A 19,665-nucleotide genomic window follows, 5' to 3' on the forward strand; every position below is an offset into this window, starting at 1 on the left:
CTTAATCGCAGGGAAACATTGAGATCCTATGATTACTAGTCATAGGAGGGATATGATGAAGATTTTTCAACGTAAGATTTCGATACCCGCTTATTTCATCTTCATTGTGCTGCTATTCGGTCTTCTTGGCGTGTATTCGGTGTGGGGGCAGGGAGAAGTAGCAAAAGGCACAGAGGTAGGGGATGCAGCATCAGCCGCTGAAGCCGAACCATTGGTTAATGAGGTTAAGAAAGTAGTCTGGTGGCACTCTATGAGCGGCGAGAATGGTCAAGTGTTGGACATGCTCGTAACGAACTTTAATGCTGCGCATAAGGATATTAAGGTGGAGGCTGTCTATCAAGGCTCCTACTTCGATAGTTTAACCAAATTGAAAGCATCCATCGGTTCCAAATTGGGACCTACCATGATTCAGGTGTACGATATCGGGACGCGGTACATGATTGATTCCAAGGCGGTCACGCCGATTGAGACTTTCGTGGATCAGGAGAAGTATGATGTCTCGCGAATGGACAAAGCCATACTCAATTATTATCGGGTGGAGAATACGTTGTATTCGATGCCTTTTAACACTTCCAATCCGATTCTTTATTACAATAAAGATCTATTCAAGGCTGCAGGGCTAAACCCAGATAAACCGCCGGTTCTTTATACGGATCTCGCACAAACGGCGAAAAAGCTAACCAAAGACGGCGTGTCCGGCGCCTATTTCGGCTCACATAGTTGGTACATGGAACAGCTCATTGCCAATCAAGGTGCGGAGCTTGTGAATGTTGGTAACGGGCGCGATGGAAGAGCAACGGAGTGGCAGTTGAACGGTGAAGCTGGCGTTAAGGCGCTGACTTGGTGGAAAGAGTTAGTCGACAGCAAAGCGGCGATGTACTCGGCGACTAAGAGCGACGAATTCAAAAAAGTGTTCGCCGAAGGCAAGGTCGCGATGATCTTCGATACAACGGCTGCGCTGCGAGATATCCTTCATTCCGTGGACGGTAAGTTCGAAGTCGGAACAGGCTTCTTTCCTAAGCCAACCGATGAAGGCGGCGGTGTGGTGGTCAGTGGAGCGAGCAACTGGATCATGAACAGTAAGTCGGATGCAGAGCAGCAAGCGGCTTGGGCCTTCATGAAGTATTTGTCTGAGCCAGAGCAGCAGGCTTTCTTCCATGTAAATACAGGCTATTTTCCGATTACAGAGAAGGCTTATGAGCTGCCGATCGTGCAGGAAAACATGAAGCAGTTCCCCCAATTCAAGACAGCGATTGATCAGCATAACGCCGCAAAGCGAAATCTAGCGACACAAGGCGGTGTCCTAGGGGTCTACCCCGAAGCAAGGAAGCTGACGGATAACGCCATTGGGCAAGCGCTAAGCGGGCAAAAATCGCCACAGGAAGCACTCGATGCAGCGACGTTAGAGATCAACGCCAAAATTGACGTTTATAATAAGGCGTTGAAATGAAGTAGAGGGGCGGGGGGGGGGATTGGCGCATGGAATCCGGCGGAATGGAGTCCCCTAAGTCGAAGAAATCGACTTAGGGCGTGGGAACCGGCGAATTGGTGTGCCGTAAGTCGAAAAATTCGACTTACAGCGGCGAAACGGCCGCACTGCCGCCCCCTAAGTCGAAAAAATCGACTTACAGCGTGGAATGCGCCGTCCTGCAGCTCCCTAAGTGGAAAAAATCGACTTAGAGCGGCGAAACGGCCGCACTGCCGCCCCCTAAGTCGAAAAATTCGACTTAGGGCATGGAATCCGCCGCACTGCCAGCACCAACCCCGCCTCCATTGCACCCGCCCCGCCCCGCTCAGCTACATTTACGCTACACAAAAGACCCTGAGGCAAGCCTCAGGGTCTTTTCATGCTCTTTTATCCAGCAAATGTGTCCTGCGGTATTCACCAGGGGAAGAGCCTGTGCGGTTCTTGAACATGCGATTAAAGGAAGAGATGTTGCGGTAGCCGACTTGAATTCCAATATCTTGGATATTCGAGTCGGTTTGGATCAGTAGCTCTTGCGCGTAACCCACGCGTCGATCGTGCAAATGCTCCATGAAATTAGCGCCGGTTTTCTCTTTGATATACGTCGAGAGATAGGAACTGCTCAGTGTTAGTTGATCAGCCAGAACATCGAGTGAAAGATCCTCGGCGTACTGATCTTTAATGACGTTAAGCACATGATCAATGATGGGATCATACGTCTCTTTCTTCTCACGGATGAGGTGAGTGACGATACGGAAATAAGCTTCGAAGCTTCGTTTATACTCGTCCAACGTACAGCATTCCTCTAATTGAAGCAGGATGGATCTCAGCTGCAAGGTATCATCTGTAAGAACCTTGTAATGCTCAAGCACCATTTTGGCTTTATCAGTTACAGCAAGCACCATGTGCTTAAACATATCCACAGAGGCTTCCTTCAGGTCAAGCTCATCCAGCCAAGGAAGGAAGAGGTCCAGCGTTTCCTGTTCTTTGCCTGATTTCAGCGCTGTTGTCAGTTCTTGCTCTTGGGTAAGGGTAAGCAAATACGCAGCGCGATCTGAACGATAATCAACGACGATCTGTGTTTCTTCACGTAACCGGGCATTAGCAGCTAATTCATTAACTTGTCGGTAGGCATGTCCGAACTGCATCGAATGCTCAAACGCCGAACTGATGGCGGCCGTCACTAGACAATACCGGAGATCCTCGTCTAGAACGAGCTTTACTTCTTCGAGCATATGCAGGATGCGTTCGCGTTCATTACCAGGGAATACCGTTAGGAACTGATGATGTTCCATTTGCAGTGTATGGGCATCCGGAAACCGCTCATCGGTTAGACGTTTGAGCTGCTCGCCGATCGTAAGCGAAATGTGTTCTCTGCTCATGGGGACTTGGGTGAATGCAGGCGAGCGGAAGCGCAGCTCATACAGCACAATGGTGTAAGTCCCCTCGGTGCCTTGAATATGCTGCCATTCATCGGGATCTGGATGGATATTTTTTAGCTTATTCATGAAATGATAGTTGATTAACTCGGATTGTTGATCCTGCAGTTCCTGCTGTATTTCACCTTTTTCTTGAATTAGTTGTCGGACGGGCTTATGAATACGTCTACTGAAAAATAAAGCGACGATGTAGGCGATGGCAATAGATACCCCTAACAGAATGATCATGAGAGTATCCAGACGAAGGATTTTGGGACTCGTTATCTTCATGACATAACGCAAACCGTCTTCACCTTGATAAGCAATATCAACGGGTTCAGGGAGCTGGCGTGTATCCTGGTGCGTTTCATAAAGGACCGTTTGGTTAGGGCCCAATATCGTGATGTCCAAATCGGGATTTTCCTTAAGAACCGCATCACGCAAGCGATTGGCGTCGATCATTGCAATCATCATATTGTCGGCTAGCGCTGGTTTAATGGAATAAGGAATTAATAGTCTTCCTGCCGATTCACCAGATGGCGTAGGGCTCCCAAATACAGTTCCCGGATGAAGCACATAATTGTCACTACGCTCAAACTGTGATTGCCAGTAGGAGAGCGGATAGGGCGTACTTTGGTAGATGCTGCTGAATAAATCAAGCGTGCTGCCGGGACCCAGCTTACTTAGCGTCAGATCCGAGGATCGGAACATGAGGATGATGTTATCCACATATAACTCCGAATCACTTGCGATGCTTTGCAAGCTCAACACAATGGGTCGCGTAGACAGTGTCTCGCTATCTCTCTTCAAAATCACTTGATTGTTAAGTGTAATGACATTCTTATCTGTAAATTGCTTGTATAAAGCCTCTCGTACTTTATCTAATTGAAATTGATAACGCTCAGCCACTTTCTGCAGTGTGAGACGATTCTGTGCCATCATCTCGCTGCGGAGGTGCTTTTTGACGAGCCAAAAAATCAAGAGATTAAACGAACAGAAGATGAGAATTAAGATCATAAAACTAGCTAGGATCGTTCGAAATAGTGATTGCTGTGTAGAGAAAAGTTTCATAAGCCGCAGGCTCCTTCTAAATGCTCCGCTGTCGTGCTTCCGCGAGTTATCTACCTTAATTGTAGATGAAAACGGTGGGGAAGGGTATGGGCTTTTTATTGGAAGCTGGGCGCTTTTATGTATTTTCAGCTTTATAAAAGCTTAAAAGAAAAATCGTAACAATCGAGCAAGAACGAAAATCATGTACATAGGCAAGGCGCAGACGGCTGGATATGATGAGCATGTAGCAACGAGGCTTAGAGAAAGGAGTCATCAGCAAAGTTTCATCATGCGTATGTGCAAATGAAGGATGAGGGGAAAAGGAATGTGTGGAACATTAGAAAAAGCATCATCGCTTTCGCTTTAACTGTCATGATATCTCTTACAGCAGCAAGTTCGGCAGGGGCGCATTTCACTTCGAGTGGTTATTCGGATATCCAAGTAGGTTCAGATACGATGACGTACCATCTCTCCTTATTGGAGCATGATTTTCTTCAAATCTTCCCCGATAAGGCAGACGGTGGCGACAAGATCAGTGATAAGCAATTAGCCGGTTCCTTAGGGGCAATCGGCAAGCTGGTCGATGATGGGATCATCGTTACTGGCGATGGCAAGGTTGGAACAGCGATCATTGTGGCAGCCAAACATGAGAAGCGTGCCAGTTTAGATATGATAGGCATTGACATTCGCTATACATTTGCTGCCACCGTGAAGCGTTATCTCATGCAGTATAATTTCTTCTGGTACAGCGGGGTTGATCCGAATCATAGCAACTATGCGACCATTCAAGTCGGTGGACAGACCATCGAGCAGGTGCTGGGCAGCCAGAATTATATTGTGCAGATTCAAGGGCCAGGAGCGGCTGCGGGGAATCCAGTTAATGCATCAGCGACAGCATCAGCATCAACAACCAAGCCAGTCAATGAAGTGTCTTCCAATGCAACTGGATCCTGGCAAAATACGCTAAAGACCTACGTCCTCATGGGCATGGAGCATATCTGGTCAGGTCTTGATCACATGCTGTTCCTATTTGGCCTGCTGCTTGCAGCCGAACAAAGGGTATGGAAAATCGTTAAGCTGATCACGGCATTCACAGTGGGACATTGCATAACGCTTGTATTGTCCTCCTTGGAGATCGCTTATCTCTCACCTACCATCGTGGAGCCCTTGATTGCCCTAAGCATTGTATATGTAGCAGCTGAAAACATATGGAAGAAGAAAGAGAGTGCACGCGTCGTCGTTACGATGTTATTTGGCTTGGTGCACGGCTTCGGATTCGCAGAAGTGCTGAGAGGAACACTGTCTGGACATATGGCGTTGCCTTTGTTCTCTTTCAACTTAGGCGTCGAAATTGGTCAGCTTGTTGTCGTAGGCGTTCTGATTCCTGCGCTCTTATTAATTCGCCGTATACCGCTAAAAATTAATTGGAATATGTATGCTTCCGGCATCGTTGGCGTATTCGGGCTGTACTGGTTGATTGAGCGTGTTCTTTTGTAATAGATAGCAGTAGGAAGTTTGGACCATTTTATAAGGAGAGGGCGTTACTACGTGTATAAAAAAGGTTTAAAAAGATTGGTTTCCGGGGTAACCGTATTCGGAATGATGTTCGGCATGCTGGCGCCTATGGCGGTTGCAGCGGACAACGGCGTTCAAGTGAGCGCGGTGGATTATTCGAAGGTACCGAAGCTGTTGATTACGGAGCTTGTGCCTGATACCGCTAATGTGGGCGGTGCCGATGCTTATGAATTCATTGAAGTGTACAACAATTCAAATAAGGAGATAGATTTTAAGGATTATAACTTGGTCTATCGCAATGCAGGAGTGGATACCGTTTGGCCAGGAATGCACAATGATACAACCCCGTATGCCACCATGAAAATCCCTGCGCAATCCACGATTACCTTATGGGTAACAAATACGCAAAATGGCACTAAGACGGTGGCTGATTTCAATACGAACTTCGGTACGAATCTGAAAGAATATGTGAATCTTTACAGTGTGGCTGGCAATGATGGCATGGCCAATACGAGTGCAAGAGGCCTTGTTATTCAAGAGAAAACTGGTACGGATATCTCAATTGCAAGCTACCAGACAAGCGCCGTAAGCGGGGTTGCGAAACCGGACAAAGGTATTTTCTATCGCTATCCATCAGATGGTACGAAGAATATGGCCATGTATTCTGTAGGAGAATATGCTGCTACACCAGGCGTTCTGGATACCACTCAAGTTCCAACGATTCCACGGATGTATTCGGAGCCGCCGGTTATTAACCACACACCGGTTACGCAAGCGGATCAGAGAGTGGATTTAACTTTGCTAACCCAAATAGCAAACCCTGAGCAGAATGAATCTGTGTCTGCAGCTGTGTATTATAAAACGGGTCCTCAAACCTGGTACGATTCGGTACCTATGACAGTACTAGGAAATACGCAGTATCAAGCGACTATACCTAAAGACAAACTTACCGACACCCCGTTGAATTATTACATTCAAGCGGATGACGGCTTTAGTACGGTTCGATCGAATGTTTATAGTGCGAACGTGGCTCTCCAACCAACGGATTTTACGAAGGTGCCACCGCTTCTCATCACGGAGCTTGTGCCTGATTCTACTGGCACAACGGACGAATATGAATTTATTGAAGTTTATAACAACTCGGATAAACCTGTTAATTATAAAGACTATCAATTGCTCTATCGCTATACGGGTACCGCGACGCCGGATCTCATTTGGCCAGCAGACAAGGAAGACATCGTCATTCCGTCTAAGGGGACGCTTGTCTTCTGGGTAATTAATGCTTCGAATGTGAATAAGACTGCGGCTGACTTCAATAAAAATTACAATACGACCGGTTTGGTAGAAGGTACGAATTTGGTACGCATTCGCAATGATGGCATGGCAAATAGCGCTAGTAGAGGCATTATTGTGGCTACGAACACGGGTATCGAAGTATCATCCGCCAATTACGTAGCTGGCGATTCCGGTTTAAATATGGGGATCCTCTATAAGTATCCGCGTGACGGCAAGAGCACAATGACCAAATACAGCACTACTGTTGCACTGGGAACGCCGGGAACCGTAGATCCGCTTCAAGTACCCGTTCAGACGGTCATCTTGACACCAGATACGATCAAGCCGGTTATCACCGATTTGACGAAAGAGATCAGCATTGAACAATCCAACGATCTCGAAATGATCGCCGATTTCAAGGATGAAACATCTCTTAAGACTGCAGCACTCTACTACAAAACAGAAAAGCAGTCGACGTTTACCAAAAAGCTTTTAAAAGAAAGCTTCGCAGATACGTTGTACCACAACACCATTTTCTCACCAGAACTCATCGGTAATGCTTATGTAGATTACTACTTTGTTTCTTCCGATGGACAAAATGAGACGACAACAGCCACGAAGCGCATTGCCATAACGGGTGGTTCTGATCACTCAGCTCTGCGCTTAAATTTCAAGGACGGTGACATTGTTGCTGGTTCGAAAGTGGTTAAAGGGACAGGTCAAGGACTTGGCGCTGATGATCTAAAGCTTGCGATTGATGGGAAAGATGTATCAAGTTCTACGTACCATGCTGTTGAACATAATGCGTACTTCGCATTTGAAGTCACAGGTGTAAATTACTATTTCAAGAATGCTGTTACCCAAGGGAAAGATATTCTCTATACGTTTCAAGACACGGTAGATAGTTACACCACGTTATCGACGCCGATTAGCGCGGACCGTTTGATGGAAGGCAGCAATATATTCTCCATCAGAGCGGGTTCGAAGGCTTCGCCTTTTGATACCAATGAACTGGAGAATAAAGATAATTTCGATGTGAAAAATGTTCGTCTCGTATTTGACGATGGTACGATTATTTATGATCCCAAATATAATGTTCCGTCCAAAGTAATTGGCATGGGGGATTCTTCCAATAAAGCACCCGTTGTCGATTTCAATTTCACTGTACCGGCGGGGCTATTAGCTTCCAAGGCTTATGAGTGGAAAACACCAACGACGAATGATGGGGAACATCAGATTACAGTCAGCAATGCGATTGCAGGTTCGTTTACCGCTAAAGTCATTGTGGATAACTCTGCGCCAACTATCGCACCTTCTATTGAGGATGGCAAAACGTACCGTGGTCCCTTTACTCTGGATGCGATCGTAAACGATGAACTAGCTCAAGTAGAGAAGGTTGAGGCCACTCTGGACAAGCAACCGATCACTTTACCGTTAGCAACGTCCTCAGCACAGCTTCCAGGTGGTAAGCATGTATTCAAAGTGAAAGCGACGGATAAAGTCGGGAACGTCTCCGAGAAGACCATTAACTTCGAGGTACCGAATGAAAATCCAGCGCAGCCTGTTCTCGTTTCACCAACGCAAGGCGCGGCGGGTATGAATAGCGATACGGAACTAAAGGTACAAGTATCAGACCCGATGAATGACGACATGAAGGTATCCTTCTATGGCGGTTTCAAATACGATGCAAGCACCCCAGGGCAGTTCACTGGCTACCGCAATGCAGCCGATACTGAGCCTCCTAAGCAGGAGAAGCCGGATGGAGAGAAACCTTTTGCCCCAGAAGATTATGAGAAAGTAAGTAAGGTTGATGGGAATTACCTAATTGATGATTCAGATGAAAAATTTCCGTATCAACGGTTTGAGGTTTCACTCGATCCAGCGATTCAAAGCTCAGATAAGGTGGAAATTAACTGGAAAGGGAAGTCACTAGACGGTCGCAAAGTTACCTTGTATGCCTGGAGTCCTAGCAAGCAATCTTGGAGTCCACTGAAGACGGTTATTGCTACCGGTGAGACGAATTTTGAATTGAAGGCTGTTGTAGCAGCTGGGGATTACGCGAACAAGGGTAAGATTCAGGTGATGGTCCAGGATCAGATTGCCGTCGTTCAAAATAATCAACCGGCAGAGACAACAGATTATGATTTCTCTTTTGTATGGATGTCCGATACGCAGTATTATTCCAAAGGCTACCCACATATCTATCAGCAAATGGTGAAGTGGATTGCAGATCACAAAGAAGATAATAAGATTAAATATGTCATCCACACCGGTGACATCGTTGATAATGCAGATCAAGAGTATCAATGGGTAGAAGCCGATAAGGATATGAAAGTCTTGGAAAAGGCCGGCATTCCCTATGGTGTATTGGCAGGTAACCACGACGTAGGCCATCAAGACAACGATTATAGCTACTATTCCAAATGGTTCGGGGAAGATCGTTTTAAAAATCAGACTACATATGGCGAATCCTATGATAACAATCGGGGACATTATGATCTTGTTTCCTCGAACGGTAATGATTTTATTATCATTTACATGGGTTGGGGTTACGGGGACAAAGAGATTGATTGGATTAATGGGGTTTTAAAAGAATTCCCGAACCGGAAGGCCATTCTGAACTTCCACGAATTCATGCTCGTTTCCAATAACCGCGCGCCGATGGCGGAAAAAGTGTTCGAACGCGTCATTATACCGAATAAGAACGTTATTGCTGCTCTTTCTGGCCATTATCATGATGCTCAATTAAAAATTGATGAAATGGACGATAATAATGACGGAATAAAAGATCGTAAAGTGTTTCAAATGCTAGCAGACTACCAAGGCGCTCCTGAGGGTGGGCTTGGCTATATGAGACTTATGCAGTTCGACTTGGCACATGACAAAATCAATATGAAGACATATTCACCGTATTTAGATGATTATAACTTCTATGATCCTATCGAGAAGCCTGGCAAGGACGAGTTTTCCCTAGATTTAGGCAAGTTAGGTTTGCAACCAGTAACGAAACGAGTGGCTACTGACTATATCGGGGTCAACGTGTACACGGATAAGAAAATCGGAAGCGTTGATGGTGTAAAAAGTGGACAAGAAGTATCTGTCGTTTGGCACGGCCTTGCTTCTAGTACAAGTTACCAATGGTATACGGTTGCCGAAGATGTGTACGAAGGCAGATCGCAGTCGGATATCTGGAAATTCACGACCCTAGGGGAGGATTCCGATTCCAGCGGCGGTAGTGGAGGCCCTAGTGTTCCATCAAATAACACAGAAGCCACCATTCCAGTCAATGGAGGAACTGCGACTCTCGATGGTGTGCAGATCGTTATTCCAGATGGTGCGGTTACAAGTAAGATTAAAGTAACTGTGAAGAAACTCTCAGATGCAGCATCGCTACCTGTTGCAACAACATCGAAACTCGTAAGTGCTGTATATGAGATCCTGAAAGATACTGCGGGTGAGTTTAATAAAGCGATCCAAGTTACCTTGCCTTTTGAGGTGAGTAAAGTAGATCTCAATCAATCAGACGTTAGTCTATATTGGTTTAATGAAACAACACGTACATGGGTGCAACTAGACAACATTGTCGTGGATAAGGTGAAAGGGACTGTGACGGGATCTGTTACGCACTTCACGAAATTCGCTGTCATTGCTACTCCGAAAGAAGAGGGTAAACCTGGATCAGATGGAGCCAATCTGACGGATATTAAGGGACATTGGGCAGAGGCTAGCATTCGCGAATTAATTGGGCAAGGCGCGATTAATGGCTATCCAGATAGCACCTTCAAACCAGAAGGACGCATTACAAGAGCAGAATTCGTCTCTATTGTAGTCAAGTTCTTAAAGCTCAGCGATCAAGGTGGTAAAGCGTTCAGCGACACCACGAACCATTGGGCTAAGGATGCTATCGCTACAGCTGCAGCGAATGGCATCATCTCTGGGTACACAGATACGACATTTGGTCCGGACGATACGATTACCCGCGAGCAAATGGCTGTCATTCTTGTACGTGCTGCTCATATGACGGATAAAGGCACAGTAGGAACGCAATTCACGGATAACTCAACTATTTCGGAATGGGCACAAGAGGCAGTAGGTGTCTTGACTTCCAAGGGGTTATTGAATGGGTACCAAGACGGCACGTTGAAACCGCAAGGGATATCGACGCGCGCAGAAGCTTCAGCAATCATTTTACGAACATTGAAGAAATAAATGGTCCAAAGGCTCCTACGTCTGAAAAGACGAGGAGTCTTTTTGTCATAATGTACGCGAATTAGGGTGAGAGGCATCATATTTGTATCCGGAGAAGAATAATACTAGATGGGATAGTACTACAAAGGGGGCGCAAGTAGGCGCCTGTGCTGCCGAATAGCCCGCGGGAGGTAACTGGAATGCGTGTTCTCATCGGAAGTCCTGTTTGCCAAGCACCTTCCATACTTCGATTGTTTCTGCAATCACTTCATCTATTGTCCGTACCAACGGCAGAAGTTCATTATCTCTTTATTGATGATAATTCGGATGGGGAATCCAAGCAGCTGTTGCGTCAATTTCAAGAAGATCATCTAGAGCAAACGACTATTTTTCATGAAAATGCTACTTCAGGCAATTATTATCGGGATCAATTGACGCATCATTGGAATGACAAATTAATATGGAAAGTCGCAGTATTTAAAAATCGCATCATTGAACATGCATTAGAAAACGATTATGATGCCCTGCTTCTGATCGATTCCGATTTACTGCTTCGTCCAGAAACGCTAGATAAGCTCTTGGAATCGGATAAAAGCATTATTTCTGAAATCTTTTGGACCCATTGGCAGACAAATTCAATTCCACTTCCTCAAGTGTGGGTAAGCGATGAATATATCATGTTTGAGCGAATTGGCAGGGAGGTACTGTCCAAAGAGCAGGAGATTGTGCGTCAGCATAGGTTCCTAGCCCGCCTTCGTCAACCAGGCGTTTACGAAGTAGGCGGTCTTGGTGCATGTACATGCATTCGGAAAGATGCCTTACAGAAAGGTGTCAACTTTAATAAAATCAATAATTTATCCTTTTGGGGCGAAGATCGCCATTTCTGTATTCGTGCTCAGGTACTTGGGTTTTCCTTGTTCGTCGATACGCATTATCCTGCTTTTCATATATATAGGGAAACGGATCTACCGGGGGCAGAAGACTTTATGCGGCGATATCATGTAACGCCAAGTACCCTGCAGCCATTGAATGAAACAGAGGTTCCTCCAACAATTCTCTTTCCAACCCCTACAATAGCCCGTCCCAAGCTCACACTTTCTATGATTGTTCATAACGAAGCTGGGAAATACCTAGAGCAGGTGTTAACCAAACACAGGGCGTATATAGATGAAGCCGTTATTATCGATGATGGAAGTAGTGACAACAGTTCGGAGATTTGCCGCGAGATCCTGAAAGGCATTCCTCTGCATTTGATACGCAATGAAACAGCCAATTTCAACAATGAGGTCATGTTAAGGAAACAGCAGTGGGAAGAAACGATACGCAGAGAGCCGGAATGGATCCTTAATATGGATGCGGACGAAGAGTTCGAGGAAGGTTTTGCTTCTGACATTGCGTCTGTTTTACAGCAAGTGGATGGAGATGTCGGATGCTTTCGTCTTTATGATATGTGGTCCGATACGCATTACCGCGAAGACGAATATTGGCGTGCTCATTTTGTATACCGTCCGCTGTTGTTACGCTATCGAAAGAACTTTGCTTTTAAATGGAAAGAACAGCCCTTGCATTGTGGGCGGTTCCCAGATAATATGTTCGACTTACCGGCTTTCATTCTGCCCAATCGTGTGAAGCATCTAGGTTGGTCAACGCCTGAGATTCGTGCGCATAAATACGAACGATACATGAGGCTTGATCCCGATGGAAGCTATGGCTGGAAGGAACAATATGAATCCATTCTGGACCCTGCGCCGCGTCTCGTGAAGTGGAGTGAATAGCAGTGGATTAGATTTACGTACCAATAAGGCGATCGTTTCCCTTCGAAAGGGGAAGCCATCGCCTTATTGGTATTCTAGGATTTCTTTTGTAATAGGGCACGGAAGCAGTAAAGTCCTCCCCAGAGATCAGTATTTAGTGCATCGGTTGGTTGTTCATAATCTACACTTCCGCAAAATTCGAACCCCGTAGTGTCAACGAGCTCCTGAAAATAACGCAAATTAACAGTGGGGTAGTCAAGTGTTAGTACGAGCCTACCATTGTCTTTCAATGTGCGATTGAACTCTAATAGCGCCGCTATGGCATCAGTTGGATGAAGATGCTCCAAAACAGAAATGCAAAATATGGTATCAAACTTATTCTCCTCGTAAGGAAGCGAAGTAATACTAGCTTGAATAAAGGAATGATTTATACGAAATTCGGCTGCGATTTGTTCGGCGGCATCTTCTCCGATATCGGTCTTAATCTCATTCAGTATGCTGTCGAAGGTGGCAATGGCGGGATCTAGGTCACAAGCGTAAGTGTCTCTACAGTGCCGTGCCAAATAGAATTTGAATGGATGCGAAATACCGCAGGCAGCGTCTAGCACAGTATCAGTAGGATTCGCAAAAGAGGAGCACCAGGCATATTCATAAGGGCGGCTCCACCAGGTAGTGGGCAATGGATAGATGAAATGGGGAACCGATGGATCGGAGTTTGTAATAAAACGGGAATCCAATAGTGGATGGGAAGATTGATTTGTCTTTGTCATGAGACAGCTCCTATTGTTTCTGAGATGAGGGACCGATAAGACAAAAAGCGGGAGGGTCCCCGCTTTTTCACTGTGTAGTTACGTTATCTGCGTTTGCGCTTAGCCGTGCCGGATGTAGGGCGGCCTTTGCGTCTCTTGCCTGTGCCGGATTTCTTACGGCGTTTGCGTTTCGGACGGAAGACTTCCTCCACGTCGCCAGAAGCGACCTTGCCTTTGCCGATAGAGCCAAAGAGCGTCTTCACCATCGGTGCCATTTGCTGAAAGGTAGACATGAACTTCTGAACTTTGCCCATCGTGCCGATGATGCCGTCAATACCACCCATCCGCTCGACGAAGCCGGAGATTTGTTTCATATTTAAGCCGCTGAGCGGGTTCGAGGAACCTCCAGCAGCACCACCGCCGCCGCCACCAAGGAGATTGCTTAGGAAGTTACCGCCGCCGCCACCTCCAGCAGCACCGGCGTTGCCTCCGCCACCGCCAAATAGACCACCGCCTGCATTGCCGCCACCGCCACCGAACAAACCTCCACCGGCGTTGCCGCCAGCAGGAGGACCGCCGAAGAAGCCGCCACCGCCTTCAAAGCCGCCGCCACCACCGCCAAAGGGATTGCCACCGCCTAAGCCGGGGTATTGACCGAAGCCTTCACCTGGAAGGGTTAAGCTCCTTGTTTCCACTACTTCAGGACGATTTCCGCCATTACCAATAATTTGTTGTCTTGGGTTGGTCACTAGGATTCACGATCCTTTTTATCAGATTTGTCTCCTACAGGATATGTCACTTGCCTACCTTTGGTATGGACGAATGTCACGGGTCAGGGGGATTTGTTGTGCGAATGCTCCTATTTTAAGGGCGATTGCCATGGTATTGTCATTGTTTACCTCATTAACGCATAGAAATTTTAACGAATCGCAATCCTAAAGGAAGGAATTATTCACGTCGCGTCGAATGATACACAGGAGCTTAAAGAAGTACCAATGAGCTAACATGCTTTTTGACCGGGAGTTGACAACAGATGCAATTAAAAAAATTAAATGATAAAGCCATAGACCAGCTTTTCGAAGCTGTACTAACCTTGAAGGATATTGAAGAGTGTTACGTCTTTTTTGATGACTTGTGTACCGTGAATGAGATTCAGTCGCTTTCGCAGCGCCTCGAAGTAGCTCGTATGCTGCGTAAGGGATGCACGTATAACCAGATCGAAGCGGAAACAGGGGCTTCCACAGCAACCATTTCGCGGGTCAAAAGGTGCCTGAACTACGGGAACGATGGTTATGTGTTGACGTTGGATCGTTTGAATCGTTAAATGATGACTTGTGAATTCCAAAATGAAGACGCTGGGAGATAAGCTATCCCAACGTCTTTTTATCTATCTGTTTGACATGTAAAGAAAACAAATTATGAAACTTATCGGCCGCGGGCGATGGGGGTTCAGGACTTACGTTTCCTGCATCGCTCTACGATCATTCCCATGTTGAGAACGTTATTTGTAACGCCCCTACCTTTTATTGGAAATAACACTTATAATTATTCGTATACTTATTAGTAGGGGGTTTAAAGCTTTAATGTTTACGATAGATAAAGCAACAATCGAAGCGGAAAGAGATGCAGACAACAACAAAAATATTCCGCCTTCTAGTAGACCTGCAGTGACTGATGCGTTCAAAAATACAATTTGGAACATCATTGATGGAGTAACAAATTTAAGCGGTACAAGCGTATATCTAATGTCTCATTGGATTCTTTACAACAATAGATGGATAGAAAATCTCACGCAGCCAGAGGTAACGAGAGATTATAAACGAGGAAGTATTGTATATGCAGAATTAGGTGCGATGAACTTTAGATTTGAGCCTTCTTTTGAACATCCGTGTATTGTTCTTTTTGAGCGTAAAAATCGAGTTCTAGTTGTTCCATGCAGTTCAAAACGATACCGTATACCAGTTGCATATTCTGACTGCATAAACGCAACCCGAGCGGATGGATTTGCGAAACCCACTGGGGTTCAAATTGAAAACATTCGATGGATACACAAGAACAGGATAACAAGAAAGTCAGGAACTGCGAGAAGTGATCTTTTAAACAAGATTGACCAGAGGTTGCTTGAGACGATTCCGTTGTATCGTAAAACTATTGCCATTAATACTTACTTACTGCAGGATAAGTCATTGTTAGAAGCAGATAAGGCGTCTCTGCAAGCTGCAAAGGCATTAGTAGATGTAACAGTTGCTGCGCAAGATGAAGATATAAAACAGCTTCAAGCAAAAATCAAAAAGTATGAGGCAGTAGTTGATAAAGTAAGCGAATCAATTAAAAAGAATCCAGCGCTAGTTGACCTACTTGGTGAAGAAATTAGTACAGCAGTACATAACGTCAGAGTCTCTTAAGAATACATGTTTACTTCCGGCCTTTTGTGGCATATAATAATATTACTGTTAGGGTGAAACGCCCGGGCGCGGTCTCTGACCTCGTGCTTCACATCACGGATCTGAGGGTTGAGCGGAAATTTCCTCCTCCCTCGTAATACCATAAACAATGCCGCTGCTAACGCAGCGGTTTTTTTGTTTAAGCGGCTACAGAACGAAAGGGAACTACTGTACATCTCCACGTGTAAATGAGGGGTTTTTACTTTTTATATAGGTATCAAATTGACATAGGTGAACACATTCGTTAGCATAGGAAGATAGGCTTAGTTCGTACGGGTGGGGGAAATTAGAATGAAGAAATATGGTGTGCTGGTCATTAGCCATGGATCCCGTGATGAGGGCTGGGTTCAGCTGGTGGAGAATGCCGTAAAAGCGGTTCGGATACCGGATGCCATGCCCATATATGCGTCATATTTGGAGCTTGTCGAGGGTAAATTGATACAAGATGGGATAACCAACTTGGAAAAACAGGGCGTGACCGACATTATTGTCGTTCCGCTGTTCGTGTCCTCTGGGAGTACACATATTGATGAGATCAGCTACGCGTTAGGTGTTATTGCCCAGCCGTTGCTCGAAACCGACATGGAACTTATGGAGATCCAAGCACGGATTCATTTCACGTCGCCGATTGATGATCATCCCGATATTGCAGCTATTCTCTATGGCAAAATCAAAGAGCTTTCGGTCTCGCCGCAGGAAGAGATTCTTTTATTGGTGGGGCATGGGAGTAAGGAAGAAGGCTTCCATCAGAAATGGCGCCAAGGACTGGAACGACTCGCGGAGCGGGTTCAAAAACTGGGCGGCTTCGCCGAGGCGGATATTGCTATGCTTTTGCCCGATCAGCTGGCTGAGAAGATGGCTTGGTGGGCACGCGAGAAGCCGTCGTATAAAGTCATTGTGGCTCCGCTTTTTTTAAGTGAAGGGTATTTTACACATAAAGTGATTCCTTCCCGATTGGAAGGGTTCACATACCAATATCATGGACAGGCTTTGTTGCCAAGTCCGCAAATTTCCGAATGGATTGAGGGGCAGATAGCCTCCGTATTCCCATCAGGTGAACAGGGGATGAACTGAGTGGTCAAACGAGCACGATTGATCTATAATCCGACTTCAGGCCGGGAAGAAATGAAAAAAAGATTGCCCGAAATTCTCCAGCGCTTAGAGCGCGGCGGGTTCGAGACCTCCGCTCACGCGACAATTGGTGAAGGGGATGCAACACTCGCAGCGACTGAGGCTGTGCGTAGGGGGTTCGATTTAATTATCGCGGCTGGCGGCGATGGCACCATCTGTGAAGTCGTCAACGGCATGGCCGAAAGAGAAGGCAGGCCGCCGCTGGGCATTTTGCCGCTCGGGACGACAAATGATTTTGCGCGTGCGCTCGGTATTCCTAAGAATTTGGAATATGCCTGCGACCTCATCATCCAGCAGTATACAACCTCGATTGATGTAGGCAAAATCAACAACCGTTACTTCATTAATATCGCTGGCGGCGGTTCAATGACCGAGCTGACGTATGAAGTCCCAAGCAAACTCAAAACCATGATCGGCCAGTTGGCCTATTATATGAAGGGACTCGAGAAGCTGCCTAGGCTGAAGCCCATCGAGCTCTATATCAAAGCCGGCGATCGCGAGATGCATGAAGAAGTCATGCTCTTCCTCGTGGGCAACACCAACTCCGTTGGTGGGTTTGAAAAGCTGGCTCCAGAAGCGAATATTAACGACGGTATGTTTGATGTGATTATATTGAAGAAATGTAATCTGGCAGAGTTCATCCGTATCGTCACACTGGCGCTGCGCGGCGAGCATTTGAGTGATCCGAACTTGATTTATTTTCAGACGAATCACATTGAGATTAATTCACCGGACTACGTTCAGTTGAACCTCGATGGAGAGTTTGGCGGGACGTTGCCATGCGTGATGACTAATTTGCAGAGCCATTTGCAGGTGATTGTGGATGAGTCGGGGCAGTCGATTTATAAGAAGAAGTTTTTAGAGGCATTGACCACGCCGTTTCATTTGAAGGGGCATGGGAATGGGCATGATGAGGAGTAGGGTTGGAAATGCGAGACCCAACACCAAAGAATAATGATTAATTTTAGGTAGAATTAAGTGAGGTTATTATGAAAACAAAAGGTACGTCTGGCAACGCGCCAGGTAAACATAGAGGTAGTGGCAGGTCGGGAGCGGCTGGAAGAGCAGGGAACTCGACAGGCAATAGAGGGAATGGTAGCAGCAAAGGGAAAAAAGAAGTGCCTGCTTGGATGGCTGGCTTGCCTGTGCAAATCGGACAGCAATACGAGGCTGAGATCATTGGGATCAGCCATGATGGCGAAGGGGTGGGCCGTGTGAACAGCTTTACCCTTTTTGTCGCGGGGGCGCTGCCGGGTGAGCGTGCGTTGGTTAGAGTAGGGCATCTGAAAAAGCAGTATGGGTACGCTACTTTGGTGGAACTGATTGAGAAGAGTGCGGATCGTATTGCTCCCGACTGTGTGATTTATGATGAGTGTGGCGGGTGTCAGCTGCAGCATTTGAGTTATGAGGCGCAGCTGCGCGTGAAGCGGCAGCAGGTTGTTGATAATTTGGTGCGGATTGGGAAGTTGGGGGTTGCGGGGGAACCTACAAACACTTCCTCTCCTTCTTCACCGCTTTCGGAAGGAATCCTTGTTCATCCCACTTTGGGGATGAACGATCCTTGGAGATATCGGAACAAGGCTCAGGTTCCTTTTGGGGAAGAGCAGGGCGGCCTCATCGGCGGATTCTATGCGCAGGGCAGTCACCGCATCATCGACATGGAAGAGTGCCTGATTCAGCATGGGGCTAACGACGAAGTCGTGGCGCGTGTGAAAGAGATCGGCTCGCGCTTAGGAATTCGCGCTTACAGTGAAGAGACGGGATCTGGGCTGCTGCGCCATGTCGTCGTCAAAGTCGGCTTCCGCACGGGCGAGGTCATGGTCGTATTGGTGACCAATGGTACGGAGATTCCGCGTGCGGATGAGTGGATTGCTGGCATTCGCGAGGCTCTGCCTGCGGTGAAGAGCATTTGCCATAACATTAATGTGAGACAGACGAATGTTATTTTTGGAGATGAGACGCGCACCCTCTGGGGCAGCGACGTCATCTATGACTATATCGGCGATGTGAAATTTGCAATTTCCGCGCGATCCTTCTTTCAAGTGAACCCCGTCCAGACGGAAGTCTTGTACGGGAAGGCACTGGAGTACGCCGCGTTGACAGGCGGCGAAACGGTTGTCGATGCCTACTGCGGCATCGGCACGATCTCCCTGTTCCTGGCGCAGCGCGCGGGACAGGTGTACGGCGTCGAGATCGTCGAAGAGGCGATCTCCGATGCACGTAAGAATGCCGAGTTAAACGGCATGACGAACGTGCACTTCGAGGCAGGACCGGCCGAGGTCGTCCTGCCGGAGTGGACACGTCAGGGCGTCCGGCCTGACGTGATCGTGGTCGACCCGCCGCGCAAGGGCTGCGACCCAGCGCTGCTGGCGACCATCCTCGAGCTGCGGCCGCAGCGCGTGGTGTACGTGTCGTGCTCCGCATCGACACTTGCGCGCGACCTACGCGTGCTGGTCAATGGCGGGTACGGCGTCGCGGAGGTGACGCCGGTGGATATGTTTCCTTGGACGACACATGTAGAAAATGTGGCGCTGCTAGTAAAGAGTGTGTCAAATTCATAATGCTATTACTAGGAAGGCATAAGTGTGAGACCGAAAAGAAAGCAAAAACAACCGAGTGGTGATTCAGGCGTACACCTGGATTCACTCGGTTGTTTTATTATCAGAATGAAATGAG

The 19,665-nt window shown here is 46.9% G+C and carries 12 protein-coding genes; 9 read left to right on the forward strand and 3 right to left on the reverse strand.

Features of this window, described 5'->3' with window-relative positions:
* Nucleotides 1-52 precede the first annotated feature (52 nt).
* The gene (locus J2736_RS29025; RefSeq protein WP_310502067.1) at nucleotides 53-1,450 is read left to right on the forward strand and encodes an ABC transporter substrate-binding protein; all 1,398 of its coding nucleotides are present in this window, start codon (nucleotides 53-55) and stop codon (nucleotides 1,448-1,450) included.
* A gap of 395 nt (nucleotides 1,451-1,845) precedes the next feature.
* Here J2736_RS29025 and J2736_RS29030 read toward each other — a convergent pair whose 3' ends face one another.
* Nucleotides 1,846-3,954: a helix-turn-helix transcriptional regulator gene (locus J2736_RS29030; protein WP_310502068.1), complete on the reverse strand. Its 2,109-nt coding sequence runs from the start codon at nucleotides 3,952-3,954 to the stop codon at nucleotides 1,846-1,848.
* Nucleotides 3,955-4,260: 306 nt separating this feature from the next.
* Between J2736_RS29030 and J2736_RS29035 the strand changes: the two genes are divergently transcribed.
* The 3 genes from J2736_RS29035 (at nucleotide 4,261) to J2736_RS29045 (ending at nucleotide 12,686) form a co-directional block, all read left to right on the forward strand.
* Entirely contained in the window at nucleotides 4,261-5,430 is a 1,170-nt protein-coding gene (locus J2736_RS29035) for a HupE/UreJ family protein (protein WP_310502069.1), read from the forward strand.
* Between the two features lie 51 nt (nucleotides 5,431-5,481).
* Nucleotides 5,482-10,932 carry an S-layer homology domain-containing protein gene (locus tag J2736_RS29040; RefSeq protein WP_310502070.1) on the forward strand — a complete coding sequence of 1,817 codons (5,451 nt, stop codon included), beginning with the start codon at nucleotides 5,482-5,484 and terminating at the stop codon, nucleotides 10,930-10,932.
* A gap of 179 nt (nucleotides 10,933-11,111) precedes the next feature.
* Nucleotides 11,112-12,686, forward strand: a complete 1,575-nt coding sequence (locus J2736_RS29045; protein ID WP_310502071.1) for a glycosyltransferase — start codon at nucleotides 11,112-11,114, stop codon at nucleotides 12,684-12,686.
* Between the two features lie 74 nt (nucleotides 12,687-12,760).
* Here J2736_RS29045 and J2736_RS29050 read toward each other — a convergent pair whose 3' ends face one another.
* On the reverse strand, nucleotides 12,761-13,435 hold the full coding sequence (locus J2736_RS29050) for a class I SAM-dependent methyltransferase (protein WP_310502072.1): 675 nt from the start codon (nucleotides 13,433-13,435) through the stop codon (nucleotides 12,761-12,763).
* A gap of 83 nt (nucleotides 13,436-13,518) precedes the next feature.
* Entirely contained in the window at nucleotides 13,519-14,163 is a 645-nt protein-coding gene (locus tag J2736_RS29055) for an aminotransferase (RefSeq protein WP_310502073.1), read from the reverse strand.
* Between the two features lie 284 nt (nucleotides 14,164-14,447).
* Between J2736_RS29055 and J2736_RS29060 the strand changes: the two genes are divergently transcribed.
* The 5 genes from J2736_RS29060 (at nucleotide 14,448) to rlmD (ending at nucleotide 19,550) form a co-directional block, all read left to right on the forward strand.
* Nucleotides 14,448-14,738, forward strand: a complete 291-nt coding sequence (locus J2736_RS29060; RefSeq protein WP_056612830.1) for a YerC/YecD family TrpR-related protein — start codon at nucleotides 14,448-14,450, stop codon at nucleotides 14,736-14,738.
* Between the two features lie 259 nt (nucleotides 14,739-14,997).
* A complete protein-coding gene (locus tag J2736_RS29065; protein WP_310502074.1) occupies nucleotides 14,998-15,819 on the forward strand; it encodes a type II toxin-antitoxin system PemK/MazF family toxin in 822 nt (273 codons plus the stop codon).
* A gap of 330 nt (nucleotides 15,820-16,149) precedes the next feature.
* Nucleotides 16,150-16,932, forward strand: coding sequence for a sirohydrochlorin chelatase (locus tag J2736_RS29070; protein WP_310502075.1), 783 nt, complete (start codon nucleotides 16,150-16,152; stop codon nucleotides 16,930-16,932).
* A gap of 51 nt (nucleotides 16,933-16,983) precedes the next feature.
* Complete coding sequence (locus tag J2736_RS29075; protein ID WP_397341872.1) at nucleotides 16,984-17,910, forward strand: diacylglycerol kinase; 927 nt, start codon at nucleotides 16,984-16,986, stop codon at nucleotides 17,908-17,910.
* A 209-nt stretch (nucleotides 17,911-18,119) separates the two neighbouring features.
* Nucleotides 18,120-19,550: a 23S rRNA (uracil(1939)-C(5))-methyltransferase RlmD gene (rlmD, locus tag J2736_RS29080; RefSeq protein WP_310502077.1), complete on the forward strand. Its 1,431-nt coding sequence runs from the start codon at nucleotides 18,120-18,122 to the stop codon at nucleotides 19,548-19,550.
* The last annotated feature ends 115 nt before the right edge of the window (nucleotides 19,551-19,665 follow it).

This window comes from Paenibacillus qinlingensis, assembly GCF_031455095.1.
In the GTDB taxonomy this organism is placed as follows: Bacteria; Bacillota; Bacilli; order Paenibacillales; family NBRC-103111; genus Paenibacillus_E; species Paenibacillus_E qinlingensis_A.